Here is a 15,192-nt window from a genome sequence, read left to right as displayed (position 1 = left end):
CGGACCTGAAAAAAAAACCGTGGCCATACCGATATGGATTTGGACGAGTAAGACGCTCAGAAAGCTATGCGTCGGATTTCTTTGTATTGGCATATTGATAATTGATTCAGTTTGAGCGCAGGTTTCATGACGAAATGTTCGGATGTTGTTGTTTGCTGAATTTAAGATGTTTATTTTAAGGTCCCGTTGAATGAATTGGTTGTCGCGCGTTAAGCGGCCGGAAGTGCTGCTGGAACTTTGTGGTGTGATGCTTCTCGCCTTGTATATGAGTGTGCTGCCGCACGCTCATTTGTATTGCCAACCTTACTCACAGGCTCTAACGACGCAGACGACAGAAGGGGTGTTGGATTTTCGGCGCAACAACAAGACGGGGCAAGTGATATTAATTAACGGCCAAGTGTTTACTTGCGCTCAGGACACAATAGTTCGGAATGACTGCTATTACCGTTCAGGCGATGGAACAAGCGTGTCATTGCCTAATGAATTGGTTGGTAAACACGGGATTGTGCAGTGGACATCATTTGAGGTGTTTCCCTGGCAAACTCTAAAGGTTGTCATTAGTTTGTCGGTTGATGGAAAGTTTTACCGCACTGCTGCTGATTTCGATAGAAGTCTTGCTTTTTCAAAAAAATCTGCCATGCAGTGGGATTTGTTTGTGATCCTACTGTTTTTGGTATATGCCTGGTTTCGGCTGTATTTCCGCCCAAGACTTTATAAGCATTAGCACCAGTTCCTGGACGAAGGGCACGTAAGGTTGTTCGCTGGGTGGGACGGGGATGCCGATGGCGGACAGAGCCGGGATTTGATCTCGGGTGAAGACGTGATCGCCGTCAATCTGCATTTTCTGGATCATCCAGAGCAGTCGGGGATATTCAACTGCGGCACCGGCCGCGCGCAGCCGTTCAATGACGTGGCGTCGGCGGTGGTGAATACCTTGGAGCTGGGGGATGCGGAATTGCCGCTGGAGGAACTGGTGAAGGCCGGGTTCATCCGGTATATACCGTTTCCCGAGGATTTGAAGGGCAGGTGCCAGAGTTATACGCAGGCCGATGTCAGCAAGGTGCGCGAGGCTGGGTTTGATGCGCCGATGCGGGATGTGCGGACGGAGTGTCGGAGTATGTGACGTACTGGCGGGAGAAGGGGTAGGCCGCCTTCCTCGCATGAATGTTCAAAATGGCCGCGCTAGTTCGCGGCCATTTTTTTATGGACGAATGGCATGAGTTCCTACAGTTTTATTACGCGCCGTCGTTGTGGGCCGAAGCGGAAATAAAAAGTTCATAATAATCATCAGAAAGTTCGATACAGTCCCCGTTGGCTCCGCCAAAACGGGCATGCGGCTTCACCAGACTCGATATTCGTAAATCCTGCAATCGCGACGCATGCGGAACAAGGGCGTTGGTGCGAGTCGCGGCGATTGCTGTGTGCTCAGTCTGATTGGGGAAAGGATGAAACGGCGGAGAAAGTGGATGGCCGGATTGGCCTGCGGCGGGCTCGTGTTGGCGGCGGTCGCGGCATGGGAGATGTGGCGGAATTACGAGATGCAGCAGTATCGGCATTTTCTGCTCGCGGGAAAACAGTGGTTCGTCCCCAAACCATACGGACTATTCCTGAACAGTCGTACTCGCCCTACCTTATTTGCTACGCAGCTTGAATATCCCGACATGACCTCGCCTACGACTTACGATCTGTCCAGTGGCAACCGCGTGTCGGTCACGGTCAGGCTGCGGTCGTCCAAAGAGCAAGATAGCGTGTCCCAGGGCAGGCTTAAGCTACTGAGGGAACTGAAGGAGCCGGTCTATATCGGTGAGAACAACGGATTCGAGCAATATCGAGTCGCTGGCAAGCCGCCCGATTCGCATACGGTTTATTGGTTCAAGAAGGACGAGTCCGATTACTCCATGTATGTTTGGTATCAGGAAAACCCACAGCTGCACGCTTATGACGTAATTCGTAGTCTCGGCGGAGATTTGGTCCTAGAGTACTCGGCAAAGAAGGTCCATTTTGACAGGTTTGAGAAAGTGGACGAATTGGTTGTCGGAAAGGTGAGGTCTTTCGCTGTGTCGGCAAAAAAGGTCGATGAATGAAGCATGTCGCAGTGACACTGCTGATAGGAATTATCCTGCTTCTAGGTGCTTTGGTTGCTGCCGACTTCTTACGGGGTGCCTGGTTATTGTTTGGCCCTAAACCTAAGGAGTACACATTTGTTCTTGGAGGGCAGAGGTGGGAAATCCCTAGCCGTTATTCGATCATTCGTGACGGAGAGCTTCGGGCATCGTCGCTAACCATCCATCTGCAGTACCCCGATATGTTACCTCGAAGCGGTATCACACCCCCTGACGACAACATGATAATCGCGACTGTGAAATCGCAACAGTTGCACGGTGAGGATGGTGTTTCGCAACCCGTGCTGAGATATATCAAGGAACAAGGGGCTGCATTCCTTGGTGAAATGGATGGGTTTCTCGTCTACAGGAAAGAGATGGTGAAGAGCCCATCGGAAATATACTGGTTCAAGAGTGAGGAATCTGATTATTCCATGTACGTGCACTTTGCTGACAGCGAGCAATTTCTTGCCTACCACGTAACGCGCAGTTTGGGGGACGCCATGACGTTGTCTTACTCAGTTCAAAAGGTACATCTGAGCGAACTTGCGGAAATAGATGCGCGTGTGGTAGCTCGTCTTGCGTCCTTCATCAAAGGCCCGGAGATTTGAAATGGCCGGATTCCAGTACGTACTGCAGGGGAACGACATCGCGATTCTTGAGAGCTGCCAGGGGAAATAAGGACTATGGTGCCGCGTATAGGCGCATTCGGGAAATAATCGCAGACGCCATTTGGACAGGTTTTAGATAGTGTACGAATTGGCTATCGGAAAAGTCAGTTCCTTCACCGTGCCGGCAAAACAAGGTGGATGAATGAAGCATCCTGCTGTGAAGCTGCTGATAGGAATTCTCTTGCTTCTAGGAATTTGGGTCGCTGTTAATTTCCTGCGAGGCGCTTGGATCTTGTACCGCCCAAAGCCTGAGGCGTATAGCTTTGTCCTAGCGGGGCATAAATGGCTAATTCCTAACACCTATTCAATAATCCGGGATGGTGAAAGTGAAGTGTCTTCACTACGCATATATCTCCAGTATCCGGATATGTCTCCCAGACACGGCCTGAAGACTCCCGATGACACCTGGTGGTCGTGTCAATCACGGAGAGGGCGCCGAGTGAAAAAGCGAGCGTAGCGGCACCGACTCTGGCCCTCATTAAGCGCGCTAAAGACGCCGAATATGGTGGGGCGGAAAACGGGTTTGATGTGTTTAGGCGGCCGATAAACGATCATCTGTGGGGCGTCTATTGGTTCAAGCGCGACGAGTCGCAATACTCGATGTTCGTCGACTATGTCGATAGCAATCAGTTCTACGCATACAACGTGACCCGTAGCTTACGGGACACGATGAAGGTGACGTACTCGGTTCAAAAAGTTCATATGTCTGAATTCGAAGACATAGATGCACGCATCGTTGAAAAGGCGAACTCATTCATCCAGGGCTCGGAGAAGTGAAATGGCTGGCGTCCAGTATCCCTTGCAGGCTTCCGATGTGGCAATACTCGACAACCACGTGAAGAACGAGAACTACGTGGCGGCGTATGGGTACATTCGTAACGTTATCGAGGCTGGATTGGAAAGCCAACTGGACGCTGCGAATAGAGAGAATCTGGAAAGCTTGGCCACTTGGTACAACATTGCATGGCATGTTAATCAAAACGATGGGTCATTTTGGTCTGAATACGTACGTGGCGCCACTCAGCGGGTCGCCGAGATCCATGGCAGCACATTAAGCGAAACCGCATTCAATGCAGCTTCTAATCGACTTGCGGGAACTCTGCTAAGCGAGATCGTGCGGACGGGCACGTTGCTCTCCCCAGAGGATACTGTTCGGGCGGATGCTCAGAATATGCAGCAGGAGTTTGGAGTCCCGCCCTGGACCTGGCCCGGCACGTTCTTCGATTGGGTCCCGTCCGGTATGGGTGGTTTGGGCGGAGACTATGTTGGCTTCCGCGGTGAGTCACTTGCCGATTACTTGCACGCCTATGGCATCGCTCTTCAAGGCATTGATGCAGGCACAGCCCGCGTGGCCGGCCAAGTCCTCGTGGACGTGCAGACGGCCATCAGTGATGGCTTCGTCGATGGCTTGCTGGGGCTTCGCGCAGCGCTGGAAGCATTCAACTCGGGCGACGGTGCGATGCTGGGCTTCGATTTGGGGTCAGCCGGCTCGTTGACGGTAGACTTATTCCAGCGCGGCACGACCTTCTCGGTCGACCCGGGCAAGCTTACCAGCATCGGCCTGGACGACAAAGGCCAGCTTACATTCGGCTTGACCTTAAGCGACCGGCAGGGCGACTGGGGGCCATCCTTGGTCTGCCTGCCCGACGGCACCACGACCGCCACGGTCCTAGGCCGAGGGGTACTGGACATCGCCCCGGGCGCGTCGATCCGGGTGGACGGGCAGTCGTTGTCCATCGCCTTGGGCGAGGGAGCGCTTTCCGGAGAGTGCGTGGTACAGCGCGACAGTCTAGCCGTGAGTTGGAGCAGTTCCAGCACCGATTTCGCCTTCTCGTACACGATAGACTTGATCGATTCGAGCGTGATCTACCAGATACGCTCGGACGGCAAGATCTATTCGGGAACGGCCGACAATATCGGCGAAGTGCTCGGCAATGCCATCCAGACCGAAGTGCTGGGGCTGGCACCAGGGGAGAACGCATCGTTGCTGCAGATCATCGGGCGCCAGTTGGGGGTGGCGCCGGAGGGTTACGATACCCTCATCGACAATCTACTGGCGGTGTTGGCTGGGCATGGCCGCTCTCAACTATGTCGCCCATTTGCTGTCAATCGGCCTCATCGCCTTGCAAGGCGACCTTTCTACAGCCGAACTACAGCGCGAGATCACACTGCGTCTACTCGTCACGAGTGTCCTTAGTCTGTTGCAGGTCCCGCTAATCTGGCTGGTCATTCGGCTTGTGGGCAGGCGGTTTCCCGACCCGCCCAGTGTTTCCGGCCAGACGGCCGCATAGGCATATCACGGGATATCGCCGTCTCAACCCAGAGCAATAGAGATGTAAAAGGGGGCGGTATGTGCAGGGACCCTCATCAGGGAAAGTCCACCGTGGCCAAGGCGAGCCGTCAGTACGATCTCTCGCCATCGGAGATTGGACAGTGGGTCGATACACACGCCCGCCACATCTCAGCTCGGCTCGATACCCGCCGCCTTCACCACCCGCGCGTACTTCTCCATCTCCGACCGGAAGTAGGCGGCCGTCTTCTCGGGCGGCATCAGCACGATGCGGTTGCCTTGCGCGTCCATCGCCTGCTTCACTTCCGGCGCCTGGAAAGCCGTGCCCAGCGCCGGGTAGATGCGCTGCACGTCGGCGGCTGGAAGCTTCGCCGGGGCGACCACGGCGAACCAGCCTTCGACCACGTAGTCCGCCAGGCCCTGCTCGCGCAGCGTCGGCAGGTCGGGCAGCGCGGCCATGCGTTCGCCGCCGCAGGCGCCCAGCGCCTTCAAGGCGCCGCTCTTGATCTGCGGCAGCACGGAGGGCTGCGACAGCACGCCGAAATCCACCTGGCCGCCGATCAGGTCGGCCATCATCGGTCCCACGCCCTTGTAGGGAATATGGCGCGCCCGGACGTTGGCTTGCTGCAGGTACATCTCCACCGCCAGCTGCAGGATGGTGCCGTTGCCCGACGAGGCGTAGTTGTAGCGCCCGGGCTGGTTCTTCAGCAGTGCCGTCAGTTCGCGGACGTTGTTGGCCGACACTTTCTGCGGGTTGGCCACGATCATCAGCGGCGTGTTGCCCACCATGCTGATCGGGGTGATGTCGCCCAGCGGATCGAACGGCACTGACTTGTATACGCTGGGGAAGATGACGTGATTGTTCGACACCATGCTGAGCGTGTAGCCATCGGGCGGCGAGCGCACCAGCGCGGCGGTCCCGACGATGCCGCCGGCCCCTGGTTGGTTCTCGACCACCACCGTATGGCCCAGGGCGGCCGACAGGCCGGGGGCCGCGGCGCGGGTGATGGTGTCCACGCCGGATCCCACGCCGACCGGCAGGATGAATTTGATGGGCCTGTCGCTTTGCGACCAGGCTGGCGCGCCCACGCAGGGCGCGCCCATTGCGCCCAGGGTGCCCAGCAATAACTTGCGGCGGCCCGGGCTGCCGATTCCATGGTTCATGTCTCTCTCCTTTTGATTATGAACGGTCCGTCGACGCGGCCGTGGTGATGAGGTACTTCGCTGATCTCCTGCGGAGAATGGTCTAAAGAAACGATGCGATGGGCACGGCGGGTCAGGCGGCGATGCGCCGTTCGCGCATCCCGGCGATCTGTCCCGCCGAATACCCCACGCCGGCGAGCAGGTCATCGGTGTGCGATCCCAGCACGGGCGGGTGTTCGCGCACGCCCAGCCGGCGGCCGTCCATCATCAGCGGAAACAGCGGCGCGCCGGCGGTCTGGCCCGCGCGCTCGCCGTCGGGCAGGCGCACGTCGGCCAAGCCTCCGGTGGCGCGGAGATGCGGGTCTTCGTAGAGCTCTTCCGGCTTGAGGATGGGCGCGAAGGGCAGGCCGATGCGTTCGAACACGGCCGCGAGCTCGCTCGCGGTGTAGCGCGCCAGGCGCTCGCGCAGGTCGGCCAGCAGCGTGGGCCGCACGCGCACGCGGTCATTGTTTGTCGCCAGCTTGGGATCGCTCTTCAGGTCTTCGAAGCCGAACGCGTCGCAGAAGGTCATCCATTGGCTGTCGCTGACCGCCGCCAGGAAGATCTGTTCGCCGTTCTTGACGGTGAAGACGTCGTACAGCGCCCAGGCCGACACGCGGTCCGGCATGGGCGCCGAGGCCTGGCCGGTGATGGCGTACTGCAGCATGTGCTGTCCCACCAGGAACACATTGTTCTCGAACAGCGAGGACTGCACTTCCTGTCCGCGGCCCGTGATGCCGCGCTTGATCAGCGCGGCCAGCGCGCCGATCGCGCCGAACATGCCGCCCATGATGTCGTTCACGCTGGTGCCGGCGCGCACGGGGTCGCCGGGCCGGCCGGTCATGTAGGCCAGACCGCCCATCATCTGCACGACCTCGTCCAGCGCCGTGCGCATCTCGTAAGGACCGGGCAGGAAGCCCTTGTGGCTGACGTAGATCAGGCGCGGGTTCACCGCCGACAGCGACGCATAGTCGAGCCCGTACTTCGCCATGGTGCCCGGCCGGAAGTTCTCGGCCACGACGTCCGCGCTGGCGGCCAGTCTGCGCGCCGCCTCGCCGCCTTCGGGCGACTGTATGTCCAGCGCGATGCTCTTCTTGTTGCGATTGAACATGGGGAAGAAGCCGGCGCCCACGCCCAGCAGGTGGCGCGTGCGGTCGCCCTGCACCGGCTCGACCTTGATGACTTCCGCGCCCAGGTCGGCCAGCACCATGCCGCAGGTCGGGCCCATGACCATGTGAGTGAATTCGACGACGCGCAGGCCGGCCAGGGGGAGGGCGTCGGAAGAAAGGGTCTCGGTAGTCATGACTCGTTGGTCCAATGAATAGCGGTTCCAGGATACGATCGCGCCCGCGGCGGCGGGAAAGGTCTTGGGCAGGCCGGCGCGCCATATCGAGCCGTGCAGGGGTTGGCCTTGCAGCCAGCCGGCCGCGGCCTCGCGCAGGGCCAGCAGCTTCGGCAGGTCGACGCCCGTGGCGATGCCCATGCTTTGCAGCATGAAGACGAGGTCTTCCGTGCTGACGTTGCCGCTGGCGCCCGGGGCGTGCGGACAGCCCCCGATGCCGGCCAGGCAGGCGTCGAACCGCGTGATGCCGGTCTCCAGCGCGGCCAGCGCATTGGCCAGTCCCAGACCACGGGTGTCGTGGAAGTGGGCGCAGCACAGGCGGTCGCCGACGCGGTTCAACGCCGCTTCGAACAGGCGCCGCACCGCCGCCGGATCGGCATAGCCCACGGTGTCGGCCAGGCTGACGCGGTCCGCGCCGGCGTCCAGCAGCGCCTGCAGAAGGTCCAGCACGGTGTCCGGGGCGACCGCGCCTTGCAGCGTGCAGCCGAAGGCCGTGCCCACGCCGCCTTCGATCAACATCGATGAGCCCGCCGCGTCGCGCGCGGCGCGGATCTCCGCCACCATGGCCACCACTTCCCCGGGCGTCTTGCGCAGGTTGGCCAGGCTGTGGTCGCGGCTGGCGGATAGCGGGACCAGCATCAGGTCGGCGCCGCTCTCCAGAGCCCTTTCCGCTCCCTTCACGTTGGGCACCAGCACCGACACGAACAGCCCCTCCAGCCGCTTCGCATGCGCCACCAGCTCGGCGGTATCGGCCATCTGCGGCAAGAGCCGCGGCGGCACGAATGACCCCACTTCGATCTCGCGCTGGCCCGCCCGGTAGGCGGCGTCTATCCATTCGCGCTTGATGTGGGTGGGCACTACGACGGGCAGGCTTTGCAGGCCGTCGCGCAGCCCGACTTCGCGGACGGTGACGGCTGAAGGGAAGGAGGTCGACGCCATGCTCGTTGCACCAGATGAAAAAGTCGATGCGCTAGTTTAGGTATTCTCGGCCGGCAAATTTTCGCAATTTCGGAACGGATAAAATTCCGTGAAGGAAAATCTCATCGAGGCATGAATTCCATGCGCGACCTGGACATCACCACATTGCGGCTTTTCATCAAGGTGTGCGAAACGGGCAATATCGCCCGCGTAGGGCAGGATGCCAGCATCGTGGGCTCCGCCATCAGCAAGCGCCTGGCGCAGCTCGAGGACACCGTCGGCGCCAAGCTGCTGGTCCGCAAGCGGCATGGCGTCGAGCCCACCGAAGCCGGAGAAACCTTGCTGGAACACGCGCGAGCCATCATGGCCAGCTCCGACCGCATCGAGCGCGACATGGCGGCGTATGCCAGCGGCGTGCAGGGACAGGTCCGCATCCTGGCCACCGCTTCGGTCATCGCGCAATCGCTGGCGGCAGACATCGCGGGCTTTCTGCAGGCCGGGCAGCACCGCAACATCCGCGTGGACCTGGAGGAGCGCGTCAGCCACGAGGTGGTGCGCGACGTGAAGGCCGGCATCGCCAGCCTGGGCATCTGCTGGGACGCGGCCGATTTCCGCGGGCTGCAGACCCGGCCGTATCGCGGCGACAACCTGGCGGTGGTGACCGACCCGCGCCATCCGCTCGCGCAGCGCGATGCGGTGTGGTTCGAAGAAACGCTGGACTACGAATACGTCAACATGCACGCGGCCGGAGCAGTGCTGCGCATGCTGCAGGCCGCGGCCGCCCGCGATGGCAGGACCATGCGCCACAGGGTGACGGTAAGCAACTTCGATTCGGCTTTCCGCGTCGTGGAGGCCGGGCTGGCCATCAGCGTGGTGCCCGCCGAGGTGGCGATGCCGCAGGCCGCCGCGCACGGCCTGCGCGTGCTGCCCTTGAAGGACACCTGGAGCAAGCGGCGTTTCGCCATCTGCATGCGTGACGAGCAGGCCCTGCCCGTGGCGGCGCGCCGCGTACTTGAGTACCTGGTCGAAGCGGCGCGGCTGGAGCGCGGCGCGGAGAGGGAGTGACGCGTCGGCGCTCAGGCCCGCCCGCGGTTCAGGCGGCCAGCTCCAACCCGTGTCGCTGCATCACCGCGCGCATCTTCGCCATGTCTGGCGGACCGCCGGCGCCCAGCACCTCGGCCACCTCTTGGAAGTAATCGGGGCCGATGTTGGCGGGCGAGAACACCACGAGCGCGCGCGCCGGCACGTCGCCGGGATTGGAGAAGTGATGCACGCTGCCGCGCGGCGAGAAGCACTCGTCGCCCGCGGTCAGCACGCGTACGTCGTCGTTCACCCGATAGGTCAGGGTACCTTCCAGCATGTACATCGTCTCGTCCACGTCGACGTGCCGGTGCGGCGGCGGCACTTTGGCCTGCGGCTGCACCACCATCTCCGCCATCGCCACGTTGCCCGCGGTGTGGCGCCCGTCGACGAGGAAGCGCATCGAGATCGATCCGATGATGATCTCGGGTTCGCGCGTTATAGTCATGGCCGGCTCCTTTGGGTTGGTAAAGTAACTTTACTCGAATATGTCCAAACGTCAAGCGTCCGTGGACCCACATTTTCCCGGCGATCCGGATACTGGCGATCCGCTGATCGGTGCAAGGCTGCGCTACGGGCTGGAATATGTGGAGCGGCGCATCGGCCAGGCGCTGGCCGACGCCGGGTATGCCGACATCCATCCCGCGCATTTCAAGGTACTGCGCTTCCCGCCGCCGGACAACGAGCGCCCCATCGATCTGGCTGCGCGCGCCGGCATGACGAAGCAGGCGATGAATTACCTGCTGGTCCAGCTCGAGGAGATGGGTTATGTGCGGCGAGTGCCGGTGAAGGGCACCCCGGCACGGTTGATATCGTTGACCGACAAGGGTTGGAAAGTGGCACAGATCCAGCGCGCCACGGTCCATGCCATCGAAGACGAATGGCGGCAGCGGATCGGCGAACGGCGCTTCGACGTGTTCTATGACGTGCTGACGGAATTGACGGATGCCGAGCAGCAGCGGGCCACCGGGCCGCTGCCGGAGTAAACGGGACAGGTTCGGCAGTACGTGGAAACCGAAGTGCCGTTTCCATGCACTGCCCGCCCCGTGCGCCGGGGTGCTGCCGCAAGATGCATGCAGGGCGGACGCTCCCATCCGCCCGCGTTCATCAGGAGAACCGCATGAATCCCTTCATCCATGATCCCGTTGCGCGGCACCGGCCCGAGCCCTGCCGCTTCACCGCGCAGATTCCCTTGGCCGCTCGCCGTCCGACGCGTCGCTTGCTGGCGCGCGCGGTGGGCAGGCTGGCAGTGGCCGGCGGCCTGGGTTTGGCCATGCTGCCCGCGCACGCGCTGGACGTGAACAGCGCCAATGCCGAGCAACTGGAGACCATACGCGGCGTGGGCCCGCGCATGGCGCAGATCATCGTCCAGGAACGTACGCGAGGCGGACGCTTCGAATCGATGGACGACCTGTCCGACCGGGTGCGCGGCATCGGTCCCAAACGCGTGCAGGCCTTGCAGGCGGCGGGGCTTACCGTGGGGCCAGGCGCGCCGGCCGCGCCCGACGCCGCGCCTGGCAAGCCCGCGGCGGCGGCGCCGGCGAACGCGGCGGCCGCGCGCCGACCCGCGACGAAGTAGGGCGACAGGCCGAAGCGTCCAGGCCGCGGGCCGCCGTATCCCTTGCGGCAGCCGGGCCATGCCGCCCGCCGCCGCCGGGCGGAGTTATCATGCCCCGCATGAGCGAGCACACCTACCCCACTATCGAGCAGACCGTCGGCAACACGCCGCTGGTCCGCCTGCAACGCATCCCCGGCAATGCCGGCCAGCCGCGCGGCAACGTCATCCTGGCCAAACTCGAGGGCAACAACCCGGCCGGCTCGGTGAAAGACCGCCCCGCGCTGTCGATGATCCTGCGCGCCGAGCAGCGCGGCGAGATCCAGCCCGGCGACACGCTGATCGAGGCCACCAGCGGCAACACCGGCATCGCCCTGGCGATGACGGCGGCCATGCGCGGGTATCGCATGATCCTGATCATGCCCGACAACCTGTCGGTCGAGCGCCGCGCGGCCATGACGGCCTACGGGGCTCAGCTGATCCTTACTCCGGCGGCCAAGGGCGGCATGGAATATGCCCGCGACCTGGCGATGGAGATGCAGTCCGAAGGCAAGGGTAAGGTGCTGGACCAGTTCGCCAACCCCGACAATCCGCAGGCTCACATCGACGGCACCGGCCCCGAGCTGTGGCGCCAGACCGATGGGCGCATCACGCACTTCGTCAGCGCCATGGGCACCACGGGCACCATCATGGGCGTGTCCGCGTACCTGAAGTCGCAGAATCCGGCGATCCAGGTGGTGGGCGCCCAGCCCGCCGAAGGCTCGCAGATTCCCGGCATCCGCAAATGGCCCGAGGCCTATCTGCCCAAGATCTTCGATCGCAGCCGCGTGGACGCGTACGAATCCATCGTGCAGGCCGAGGCCGAGGACATGGCGCGCCGCCTGGCTGCCCAGGAAGGCATTTTCGGCGGCATCTCGTCGGCCGGTGCGCTCATTGCCGCGCTGCGCGTGGCGCAGCGGGTCGAGAACGCCACCATCGTGTTCATCGTCTGTGACCGCGGCGACCGCTACCTGTCCACCGGGGTATTCGATCCCCCGGCATGAGGCCATGCGCCGGCGAACGCCGGCCGCGATGTGAAAGAGGCGTCCCACGGACGCCTCTTTGCTTTTGGGCATTCGCCCGCGTATTCGATCCTCAATACGAAACGCCGACTCCCGTCGCGATCGCATCCGCCAGGTCGGACACCGACGTGGCGTAGAAATAGCTGCGGTTGTATTGCGTCAAGGCGAAGAAGTTGGGCGTGCCGGTGCGGTACTGCGCGGTGCCGCGCGCTTCCTCGACCAGGTCGACCACGCCCAGCGGCATGGACAGCCAGGCCGCGCCCGGGTTGGCGCCCGCGCCGAGCCGCGCGCCCGCGGCCTGCAGTCGCGGCCAGTCCTGCGTGGGCTGCAGCCCGCCGGAGGCCAGCGCCGAGGGATCGGCCGGCAGCACCACCGGCGCGAACACCGGCGCGCCGCGCTGCCAGCCGTGCTGGGCCAGGAAACTGCCCACCGACATGATCGCGTCGGGCAGGCTGTTGGCCAGGTCGATGTGGCCATCGCCATCGCCGTCCACCGCATAGCGCAGGATGCTGCCCGGCATGAACTGCGGCATGCCGATGGCGCCGGCGTACGAGCCGCGCGTTTCCAGTTCCAGCTTGCCTTGCAGCACCAGGACGATGAAGTCGCCCAACTGGTCGCGGAACAGCTGCACGCGCTCGGGCCGGGCGGGCTGCGGATAGTCGAAGGCCAGCGTGGTCAGCGCGTCCATGACGCGGAAGCTGCCCATGTTGCGGCCGTAGATGGTTTCCACGCCGATGATGGCGGCGATGATGGGCGCCGGCACGCCATATTGCTGCGCGGCGCGCTCGAGCAGCGCCTGGTTGTCCTGGTAGAAATCGATGCCCCAGCGGATGCGCTTGGGCTCGACGAAGCGCGAGCGATAGGTCAGCCAGCTGCGCCAGACCTTGCGTCCCGGCGGCGCGGGCGCGATCAGCCTGGCCACGGTCGCGTTGTAGGTCGATCCCGCCAGGCTGGCCTGCACCTGGGCCAGCGGGAGGCCCGCGCGCGCCGCAAGATCGCGGGCATAGGCGGCGACCTCGGGACGCAACTGGCCGGTGGGCGTTTCGGTGGAAGAGGGCTCGGGCGCCGGCGCGCTGGGGCCGATGCGGATGGCGCCGTTGGCGTCCGGAGTGAGGGCCGGGGCGGGGGCCGCCTGGGCCGTGGGAACGGCGGCAAGGGGTGCGGGGGGCTTCGAGGCGGCGCAGCCGGTCAGGGCCGCGAGTATGCCGAGTTGCAGTATTCGCCTACAGATGAACATAATCTTCCCTATGGAGACCATGTATCTTACCCACCCGTCTTGCCGCCTGCATGAAATGGGGGGCTGGCATCCCGAATGCCCGGAGAGGCTGGATGCCATTTCCGACCAGCTGCTTGCCAGCGGCGTGATGTCCTACCTGGACGAGCGCGAGGCGCCGGAGGCCACGCGCGCCGACATCCTGCGCGTGCACGCCGAAGCGTATCTCGATGCGCTGCAGGCGCGGCAGCCGGCCAGCGGCTACACGCCCATCGATCCCGACACCCTGATGAACCCGCACACCTATCAGGCCGCCTTGCGCGCGGCGGGCGCGGCGGTGGCGGCGGTGGACGCGGTCATGGGCGGCGAGGTCCCCACCGCGTTCTGCGCGGTGCGCCCGCCCGGCCATCACGCGTGCCGGGCCCGGGCCATGGGCTTCTGCTTCCTGAACAACGTGGCCATCGCGGCCGCGCACGCCATGGCCGTGCACGGCGTCCAGCGGCTGGCCATCATCGATTTCGACGTCCATCACGGCAACGGCACCGAGCAGGCCTTCGCGGGCGATCCGCGGGTGCTGATGTGCAGCTTCTTCCAGCATCCGTTCTATCCCAATTCGGGCACCGAGAACCCCGCCGCCAACATGCTGAACGTGCCGGTGCAGGCCTACACGGCAGGGCCGGCGGTGCGCAGCATCGTGCTGGATCAGTGGCTGCCGCGCCTCGAGGCGCATCGTCCCGAGCTGGTGCTGATCTCGGCAGGTTTCGACGCCCATCGCGAGGACGACATGGCCCAGATGGGTCTGGTCGAGTCGGACTACGCCTGGATCACCGAGCAGCTGGTGCAGGTGGCCGAGCGCCATGCGCAGGGCCGCATCGTCAGCACGCTCGAGGGCGGCTACAACCTTTCGGCGCTGGGTCGCAGCGTCGTCGCGCACATACGCGCCCTGGCAAAGCTGTAGAATCAAAAAATTGTGCATTGCGGGCCCGGGAAGTGCCGGGCGACTATTTCCATATCTGGAGGCTGCTGGATGAAGGTGCTTGTTCCTGTCAAGCGCGTCGTTGACTACAACGTCAAGGTGCGCGTGAAATCGGACCAGACGGGCGTGGACATCGCGAATGTGAAGATGTCGATGAACCCGTTCGACGAGATCGCGGTCGAGGAGGCGACGCGCCTGAAAGAGAAAGGCGCGGCCGCCGAGGTCATCGCCGTCTCGTGCGGCGCGTCCCAGGCGCAGGAAACCCTGCGCACCGCCATGGCCATCGGCGCCGACCGCGGCATCCTGGTGCAGACCGATGTCGAGCTGCAGCCGCTGGCCGTGGCCAAGCTGCTGAAGGCGGTGGTCGACAAAGAGCAACCCCAGCTGGTCATCCTGGGCAAGCAGGCCATCGACGACGACGCCAACCAGACCGGCCAGATGCTGGCCGCGCTGCTGGACTGGCCGCAGGCCACGTTCGCCAGCAAGGTCGAGCTGGCAGACGGCAAGGTCACGGTCACCCGCGAGGTCGACGGCGGCCTCGAGACGGTGGCCCTGACGCTGCCCGCCATCGTCACCACCGACCTGCGCCTGAACGAGCCGCGCTACGTCACGCTGCCCAACATCATGAAGGCGAAGAAGAAGCCGCTGGACACCGTGTCCGCGCAGGATCTGGGCGTGGACCCCGCGCCGCGCCTGAAGACGCTGAAGGTCACCGAGCCTCCCGGCCGCAAGGCGGGCATCAAGGTCGCTGACGTGGCGGCGCTGGTGGACAAGCTGAAGAACGAAGCGAAGGTGGTGTGAT

General features: G+C 63.1%; 15 protein-coding genes and 2 pseudogenes. 12 read left to right on the top strand and 5 right to left on the bottom strand.

Annotated elements, in window-relative coordinates; genetic code table 11:
• The first annotated feature begins 190 nt into the window (after window positions 1-190).
• From CAL15_RS24530 to CAL15_RS15900, 6 genes and pseudogenes are all read left to right on the top strand, one after another.
• Window positions 191-724 (top strand): hypothetical protein, encoded by a 534-nt coding sequence (locus tag CAL15_RS24530; RefSeq protein ID WP_198299064.1) that lies wholly within the window; start codon window positions 191-193, stop codon window positions 722-724.
• A pseudogene (locus CAL15_RS15920) lies at window positions 725-1,146 on the top strand (ADP-glyceromanno-heptose 6-epimerase); the annotation flags it as partial.
• A 320-nt stretch (window positions 1,147-1,466) separates the two neighbouring features.
• Window positions 1,467-2,084 carry a hypothetical protein gene (locus tag CAL15_RS15915; protein WP_086079487.1) on the top strand — a complete coding sequence of 206 codons (618 nt, stop codon included), beginning with the start codon at window positions 1,467-1,469 and terminating at the stop codon, window positions 2,082-2,084.
• Window positions 2,081-2,713: a hypothetical protein gene (locus CAL15_RS24445; RefSeq protein WP_157666674.1), complete on the top strand. Its 633-nt coding sequence runs from the start codon at window positions 2,081-2,083 to the stop codon at window positions 2,711-2,713. Before CAL15_RS15915 ends, CAL15_RS24445 begins: the two co-directional genes overlap by 4 nt.
• 474 nt (window positions 2,714-3,187) lie before the next feature.
• On the top strand, window positions 3,188-3,550 hold the full coding sequence (locus tag CAL15_RS15905) for a hypothetical protein (RefSeq protein WP_157666673.1): 363 nt from the start codon (window positions 3,188-3,190) through the stop codon (window positions 3,548-3,550).
• Between the two features lies 1 nt (window position 3,551).
• Window positions 3,552-4,970: a hypothetical protein gene (locus CAL15_RS15900; protein WP_086079484.1), complete on the top strand. Its 1,419-nt coding sequence runs from the start codon at window positions 3,552-3,554 to the stop codon at window positions 4,968-4,970.
• Window positions 4,971-5,234: 264 nt separating this feature from the next.
• On the opposite strand, the gene CAL15_RS15895 is transcribed toward CAL15_RS15900, so the two are convergent.
• The 3 genes and pseudogenes from CAL15_RS15895 to CAL15_RS24670 form a co-directional block, all read right to left on the bottom strand.
• Window positions 5,235-6,227, bottom strand: a complete 993-nt coding sequence (locus CAL15_RS15895) for a Bug family tripartite tricarboxylate transporter substrate binding protein (RefSeq protein WP_232467993.1) — start codon at window positions 6,225-6,227, stop codon at window positions 5,235-5,237.
• A 112-nt stretch (window positions 6,228-6,339) separates the two neighbouring features.
• Window positions 6,340-7,548: a CaiB/BaiF CoA transferase family protein gene (locus CAL15_RS24675; RefSeq protein ID WP_232468243.1), complete on the bottom strand. Its 1,209-nt coding sequence runs from the start codon at window positions 7,546-7,548 to the stop codon at window positions 6,340-6,342.
• A 189-nt stretch (window positions 7,549-7,737) separates the two neighbouring features.
• Window positions 7,738-8,526, bottom strand: a pseudogene (locus CAL15_RS24670) (hydroxymethylglutaryl-CoA lyase); the annotation flags it as partial.
• A gap of 120 nt (window positions 8,527-8,646) precedes the next feature.
• On the opposite strand from CAL15_RS24670, the gene CAL15_RS15885 reads away from it, so the two are divergent.
• Complete coding sequence (locus tag CAL15_RS15885) at window positions 8,647-9,570, top strand: LysR family transcriptional regulator (RefSeq protein ID WP_086081133.1); 924 nt, start codon at window positions 8,647-8,649, stop codon at window positions 9,568-9,570.
• A gap of 28 nt (window positions 9,571-9,598) precedes the next feature.
• Here the strand turns inward: CAL15_RS15885 and CAL15_RS15880 are convergent, their stop codons facing one another.
• Complete coding sequence (locus CAL15_RS15880) at window positions 9,599-10,033, bottom strand: cupin domain-containing protein (protein WP_086079482.1); 435 nt, start codon at window positions 10,031-10,033, stop codon at window positions 9,599-9,601.
• 40 nt (window positions 10,034-10,073) lie between these two features.
• On the opposite strand from CAL15_RS15880, the gene CAL15_RS15875 reads away from it, so the two are divergent.
• From CAL15_RS15875 to cysM, 3 genes are all read left to right on the top strand, one after another.
• Complete coding sequence (locus CAL15_RS15875) at window positions 10,074-10,571, top strand: MarR family winged helix-turn-helix transcriptional regulator (protein WP_086079481.1); 498 nt, start codon at window positions 10,074-10,076, stop codon at window positions 10,569-10,571.
• A 134-nt stretch (window positions 10,572-10,705) separates the two neighbouring features.
• Window positions 10,706-11,164 carry a ComEA family DNA-binding protein gene (locus CAL15_RS15870; protein WP_086079480.1) on the top strand — a complete coding sequence of 153 codons (459 nt, stop codon included), beginning with the start codon at window positions 10,706-10,708 and terminating at the stop codon, window positions 11,162-11,164.
• 98 nt (window positions 11,165-11,262) lie between these two features.
• Window positions 11,263-12,183: a cysteine synthase CysM gene (gene cysM, locus CAL15_RS15865; RefSeq protein WP_086081132.1), complete on the top strand. Its 921-nt coding sequence runs from the start codon at window positions 11,263-11,265 to the stop codon at window positions 12,181-12,183.
• A gap of 91 nt (window positions 12,184-12,274) precedes the next feature.
• Here cysM and mltB read toward each other — a convergent pair whose 3' ends face one another.
• Complete coding sequence (mltB, locus tag CAL15_RS15860; RefSeq protein WP_086079479.1) at window positions 12,275-13,438, bottom strand: lytic murein transglycosylase B; 1,164 nt, start codon at window positions 13,436-13,438, stop codon at window positions 12,275-12,277.
• A 10-nt stretch (window positions 13,439-13,448) separates the two neighbouring features.
• On the opposite strand from mltB, the gene CAL15_RS15855 reads away from it, so the two are divergent.
• Window positions 13,449-14,372 carry a histone deacetylase family protein gene (locus tag CAL15_RS15855; RefSeq protein WP_198299062.1) on the top strand — a complete coding sequence of 308 codons (924 nt, stop codon included), beginning with the start codon at window positions 13,449-13,451 and terminating at the stop codon, window positions 14,370-14,372.
• Between the two features lie 69 nt (window positions 14,373-14,441).
• The gene (locus CAL15_RS15850) at window positions 14,442-15,191 is read left to right on the top strand and encodes an electron transfer flavoprotein subunit beta/FixA family protein (protein ID WP_086079478.1); all 750 of its coding nucleotides are present in this window, start codon (window positions 14,442-14,444) and stop codon (window positions 15,189-15,191) included.
• The last annotated feature ends 1 nt before the right edge of the window (window position 15,192 follow it).

It is taken from the genome of Bordetella genomosp. 13 (assembly GCF_002119665.1).
Taxonomy (GTDB): domain Bacteria; phylum Pseudomonadota; class Gammaproteobacteria; order Burkholderiales; family Burkholderiaceae_B; genus Bordetella.
This window is presented reverse-complemented; position numbering and strand designations above follow the sequence as displayed.